The following is a 4853-nucleotide window of genomic DNA, read 5'->3' as shown; positions in this document are numbered from 1 at the left end:
GAGCAGGCTCACTCCTACAGGGGAACGCATGCCAATTGTAGGAGTGAGCCTGCTCGCGATGGCGCCAGTCGATTCAACCACAGCATTCGGACTGTGCAACATCTAGTAACGCCTTCCCCCAGTGTTCGATTGTGGTGGTAAATGTGAGTCCTTATCATTTGGCTCACATTTTCCGACCGAGAGACCACTCCCATGTTGGCACCCAAGCGTCTTCTGACCGCACTGGCCCTGACCCTGATCGGCAGCACCACTGCCCAGGCTGCCGATGAGGTGGTGGTCTACTCGTCGCGTATCGATGAGCTGATCAAGCCGGTATTCGATGCCTACACCGCCAAGACCGGGGTGAAGATCAAGTTCATCACCGACAAGGAAGCGCCGCTGATGCAGCGCATCAAGGCCGAAGGTGAAAACGCCACCGCCGACCTGCTGCTCACTGTCGATGCCGGCAACCTCTGGCAGGCCGAGCAGATGGGCATTCTCCAGCCGTTCACCTCGAAAACCATCGACACCAACATTCCGCCGCAATATCGCTCCTCCACTCACGCCTGGACCGGCCTGAGCCTGCGCGCCCGGACCATCGCCTATTCCACCGAGCGGGTGAAACCGGGCGAACTGACCACCTACGAAGCGCTGGCCGACAAGAACTGGGAAGGTCGCCTGTGCCTGCGCACGGCGAAGAAGGTCTACAACCAGTCGCTGACCGCGACCATGATCGAAGTCCACGGCGCCGAGAAGACTGAGAAAATCCTCAAGGGCTGGGTCAACAACCTGTCCACTGACGTGTTCTCCGATGACGTTGCGGTGCTGGAAGCGATCAACGCCGGGCAGTGTGACGTCGGCATCGTCAACACTTATTACTACGGTCGCCTGCACAAGCAGAAGCCTGAATTGCCGGTGAAGCTGTTCTGGCCCAATCAGGCCGATCGCGGTGTGCATGTGAATCTTTCGGGCATCGGCCTGACCCAACACGCGCCGCACCCGGAAGCGGCCAAGGCTTTGGTTGAATGGATGACCACGCCTGAGGCGCAGAAGATTTTCGCTGACGTGAACCAGGAGTTCCCGGCCAACCCGGCGGTGGCGCCCTCGGAAGAAGTAGCGGCGTGGGGCAAGTTTGTTGCCGATACCTTGCCGGTAGAAGTGGCGGGCAAACGTCAGGCCGAGGCGATCCGGATGATGGATCGGGCGGGGTGGAATTGAGTCTGTTCCGATAACACCGTTTACTTTAGATCGCTGCCCTCACCCCAGCCCTCTCCCGGAGGGAGAGGGAGCCGATTTGTGTTGGATTCGAACCTGAGTTCGGCTTGCTACCTCAGATCGGCATAATACGTACAAGCGACGCGGTCGGTCCCCTCTCCCTCCGGGAGAGGGCCAGGGTGAGGGCAGCACTCTCAACCTGGAATACGCAATCCTAGACCACGCCAATACCTCCAGAGACCCTAAAGTGGCCCACCCCGCCCAACGCCGCTGGTACCCCATCGTCTTCGCCATCGCTGCGCTGGTGCTGTTGCCGCTGAGCGTGTTGCTGCTGTCGTGGCAGACCATCGATCAGCAGATCTGGTCGCACCTGTGGCAAACCCAGATGCCGCGTCTGCTCGGCAATACCGTGACGCTGATCCTCGGCGTCGGTGTCGGCGTGACGCTGCTCGGTGTCAGCCTTGCCTGGCTGACCAGCCTCTGCGAATTCCCCGGTCGGCGCTGGCTCGACTGGGCGCTGATGCTGCCCTTTGCCATTCCGGCGTATGTGCTGGCGTTCGTTTTCGTCGGCCTGCTGGATTTCGCCGGCCCGGTGCAGAGCCTGTTGCGCGAATGGTTCGGCACGGGCCTGCGCCTGCCCCGGGTGCGCTCCACCGGCGGGGTAATTGTGGTGCTGGTGCTGGTGTTTTATCCCTACGTTTACCTGCTGGCGCGCACCGCGTTTCTGGCCCAGGGCAAAGGCTTGATGGAGGCGGCGCGGGTGCTCGGGCAATCGCCGTGGCAGGCGTTCTGGCGGGTCGCGTTGCCGATGGCGCGTCCGGCGATTGGTGCCGGCGTGGCGCTGGCGCTGATGGAAACCCTGGCCGATTTCGGCGCGGTATCGGTGTTCAATTTCGACACCTTCACCACCGCCATCTACAAAACCTGGTACGGCTTCTTCAGCCTGCCCAGCGCCGCGCAATTGGCGAGTCTGTTGCTGTTGGTGGTAATGCTGGTGCTGTACGGCGAACGCCGGGCACGCGGGGCGAACCGGGCAAGTAATGAGCGGCCACGGGTGAAAGCGCTGTATCACCTGCGGGGAATCAAGGCATTCGCGGCGACGGGCTGGTGTGGATTGGTGTTCGCCTGCGCCTTCGTCATTCCGGTGCTGCAACTGATCGTGTGGTTCTGGCAGCGCGGGCGCTTCGATCTGGACGAGCGCTACGCCGGGCTGATCCTGCACACGCTGTATCTGGGCGCGATGGCGGCGCTGATTACCGTCAGCGTTGCGTTGTTGCTGGCGTTCGCCCGGCGTCTGGCGCCGACCCCAACGATAAACTCCGGCGTCGGCCTGGCCAATCTCGGCTACGCGTTGCCCGGTTCGGTGCTGGCGGTGTCGATCATGCTCGCTTTCAGTTATCTGGATCGGGAACTGGTGATTCCGCTCTCCGCGTGGCTCGGCGGTGCCGGCAAGCCACTGTTGCTCGGCAGCCTCGCCGCTTTGCTCATGGCTTATCTGGTGCGTTTTATCGCCGTCGCTTACGGGCCGCTGGAAAGCAGTCTGGCGCGTATACGGCCATCTTTGCCCGAAGCAGCACGTAGCCTGGGTGTCAGTGGGCCGCGACTGTTTTTCAAAGTGTATCTGCCGCTATTGCTGCCCGGCACGCTGAGCGCCGCGTTGCTGGTGTTCGTCGATGTGCTCAAGGAAATGCCCGCGACGCTGCTGATGCGCCCGTTTGGCTGGGACACGCTGGCGGTGCGCATCTTTGAAATGACCAGCGAAGGCGAATGGGCGCGCGCCTCATTGCCGGCATTGACCCTGGTGCTGGTTGGTCTATTGCCAGTGATCGGATTGATTCGACGCTCAGCGCACCGAAACACTTAGTAGTGAGTCCTACATCATGCGGCTACAATGCGCGGCATTCGGTGCGGTTCGTCTGACAGACCCGTGCGCTGGAATCGGCTGCAAGCCTTATCCATCAAGGCTTTCAGCCGTATAGCGGCGGTCCGCACCCTCGCCACGCCCGGAAGGAGAAACCCATGGGACAGCGTACGCCTCTGTATGACCTGCACCTCGCGCTCGGCGCGAAGATGGTCGATTTTGGCGGTTGGGACATGCCACTGCATTACGGCTCGCAGGTCGAGGAGCACCACGAAGTGCGCCGCGATTGCGGGGTGTTCGATGTTTCCCACATGACCGTGATCGATGTCACCGGTGCCCAGGCCAAGGCCTGGCTCCAGCATCTGCTGGCCAATGATGTCGAGCGCCTGCAGCATCCCGGCCGGGCGTTGTACAGCACCATGCTCAACGAGCGTGGCGGCATCGTCGACGACATGATCGTCTACCGCCTCGACGACGCTTACCGGCTGGTGTTCAACGCCTCTACCCGCGATCAGGATCTGGCCTGGATGAACGCCCAGCTCGGTGCTTACGACGTGCAACTGCACGAGCGCTCCGAGCTGGCGATGCTTGCCATCCAGGGCCCGCAGGCCCGGCACAAGATCGCCGAACTGGTGACTCAGTCCCGCGCCACGCTGATCCAGCAACTCAAACCTTTCGAAGGCGCCATCGACGGCGACTGGTTCATCGCGCGCACCGGTTACACCGGCGAGGATGGTCTGGAGATCTGCCTGCCGGCGAATCAGGCGCCGGGTTTTTTCAACGACCTGGTCGGCGCCGGCATTTCGCCGATCGGCCTCGGCGCCCGCGACACCTTGCGCGTCGAGGCCGGGATGAACCTCTACGGTCAGGACATCCACCAGGACGTTTCGCCGCTGGCCTCGAACATGGCTTGGAGCATCGCCTGGGAACCGGCGTCGCGTCAGTTCATCGGCCGCGCGGCGCTGGAGGCGGAAAAAGCCGCCGGCGTGGCGCACAAACTGGTCGGTCTGGTGCTCGAAGAACGCGGGGTTCTGCGCGCTCACCAGGTGGTTCGCATCGCCGATGTTGGCGAAGGGGAGATCACCAGTGGTAGTTTCTCTCCTACGCTGAGCAAATCGATTGCCCTGGCGCGTGTGCCGATGGCAACTGCCGACCGCGCCGAAGTGGAAATCCGTGGCAAGTGGTACCCGGTACGAGTGGTCAAACCGACCTTCGTACGCCATGGCAAAACCTTGATCTAACCTTTTCTGGCGGGCATGACCGCTGACCAATTTCCGAGGAACCGAAGATGAGCGATATCCCTGCCGAACTGCGTTTTGCCGAAAGTCATGAATGGGCGCGTCTGGAAGCTGACGGCACCGTCACCGTGGGCATCAGCGATCACGCACAGGAAGCGCTGGGCGACGTGGTGTTCGTCGAACTGACCGAAGTCGGCAAGGTGTTCGCCGCCGGTGACCAATCCGGCGTGGTCGAGTCGGTAAAAGCCGCCTCCGACATCTACGCCCCGGTCAGCGGCGAAGTCATCGCGATCAACGAAGAGCTGAGTGGCTCGCCCGAGCTGCTGAACTCCGACCCGTACGGCGCGTGGATCTTCAAGCTCAAGCCAAGCGACAAGGCCGAGCTGGACAAGCTGCTGGATGCGGCGGCTTACAAGGCTGCCATCGGCGAGTAACCTGCCGGCATGACCCAAAGCCCCGATTCGTCGGGGCTTTTTTATGTCCGATGCAAATCCACTGTAGGAGTGAGCCTGCTCGCGATAGCGGTCTGTCAGTTCATTTTCGGTGGCTGACCCACCGCT

At 61.9% G+C, this 4853-nt stretch carries 4 protein-coding genes; all 4 read left to right on the top strand.

The genetic code is table 11. The annotated features are described in order from the left end of the window. The first annotated feature begins 192 nt into the window (after positions 1 to 192). Positions 193 to 1197: an extracellular solute-binding protein gene (locus tag DCO47_RS25720; RefSeq protein ID WP_042607074.1), complete on the top strand. Its 1005-nt coding sequence runs from the start codon at positions 193 to 195 to the stop codon at positions 1195 to 1197. 244 nt (positions 1198 to 1441) lie between these two features. Further along, complete coding sequence (locus DCO47_RS25715; RefSeq protein WP_116659209.1) at positions 1442 to 3058, top strand: iron ABC transporter permease; 1617 nt, start codon at positions 1442 to 1444, stop codon at positions 3056 to 3058. Between the two features lie 155 nt (positions 3059 to 3213). Beyond that, positions 3214 to 4296 carry a glycine cleavage system aminomethyltransferase GcvT gene (gene gcvT / locus DCO47_RS25710; protein ID WP_064364689.1) on the top strand — a complete coding sequence of 361 codons (1083 nt, stop codon included), beginning with the start codon at positions 3214 to 3216 and terminating at the stop codon, positions 4294 to 4296. Between the two features lie 47 nt (positions 4297 to 4343). Beyond that, positions 4344 to 4727, top strand: a complete 384-nt coding sequence (gene gcvH / locus DCO47_RS25705) for a glycine cleavage system protein GcvH (protein WP_042607071.1) — start codon at positions 4344 to 4346, stop codon at positions 4725 to 4727. Positions 4728 to 4853 lie beyond the last annotated feature (126 nt).

The sequence above is a fragment of the Pseudomonas sp. NDM genome (assembly GCF_003105095.1).
GTDB classification, from domain to species: Bacteria; Pseudomonadota; Gammaproteobacteria; order Pseudomonadales; family Pseudomonadaceae; genus Aquipseudomonas; species Aquipseudomonas moraviensis_A.
The sequence above is the reverse complement of the archived record's forward strand: the minus strand, read 5'-3'. Positions and strand labels throughout refer to the sequence as shown.

Coding starts and splice junctions, on each gene's coding strand:
- DCO47_RS25720 (WP_042607074.1), top strand. CDS start 193: ATGTTGGCACCCAAGCGTCTTCTGACCGCACTGGCCCTGACCCTGATC.
- gcvT (WP_064364689.1), top strand. CDS start 3,214: ATGGGACAGCGTACGCCTCTGTATGACCTGCACCTCGCGCTCGGCGCG.
- gcvH (WP_042607071.1), top strand. CDS start 4,344: ATGAGCGATATCCCTGCCGAACTGCGTTTTGCCGAAAGTCATGAATGG.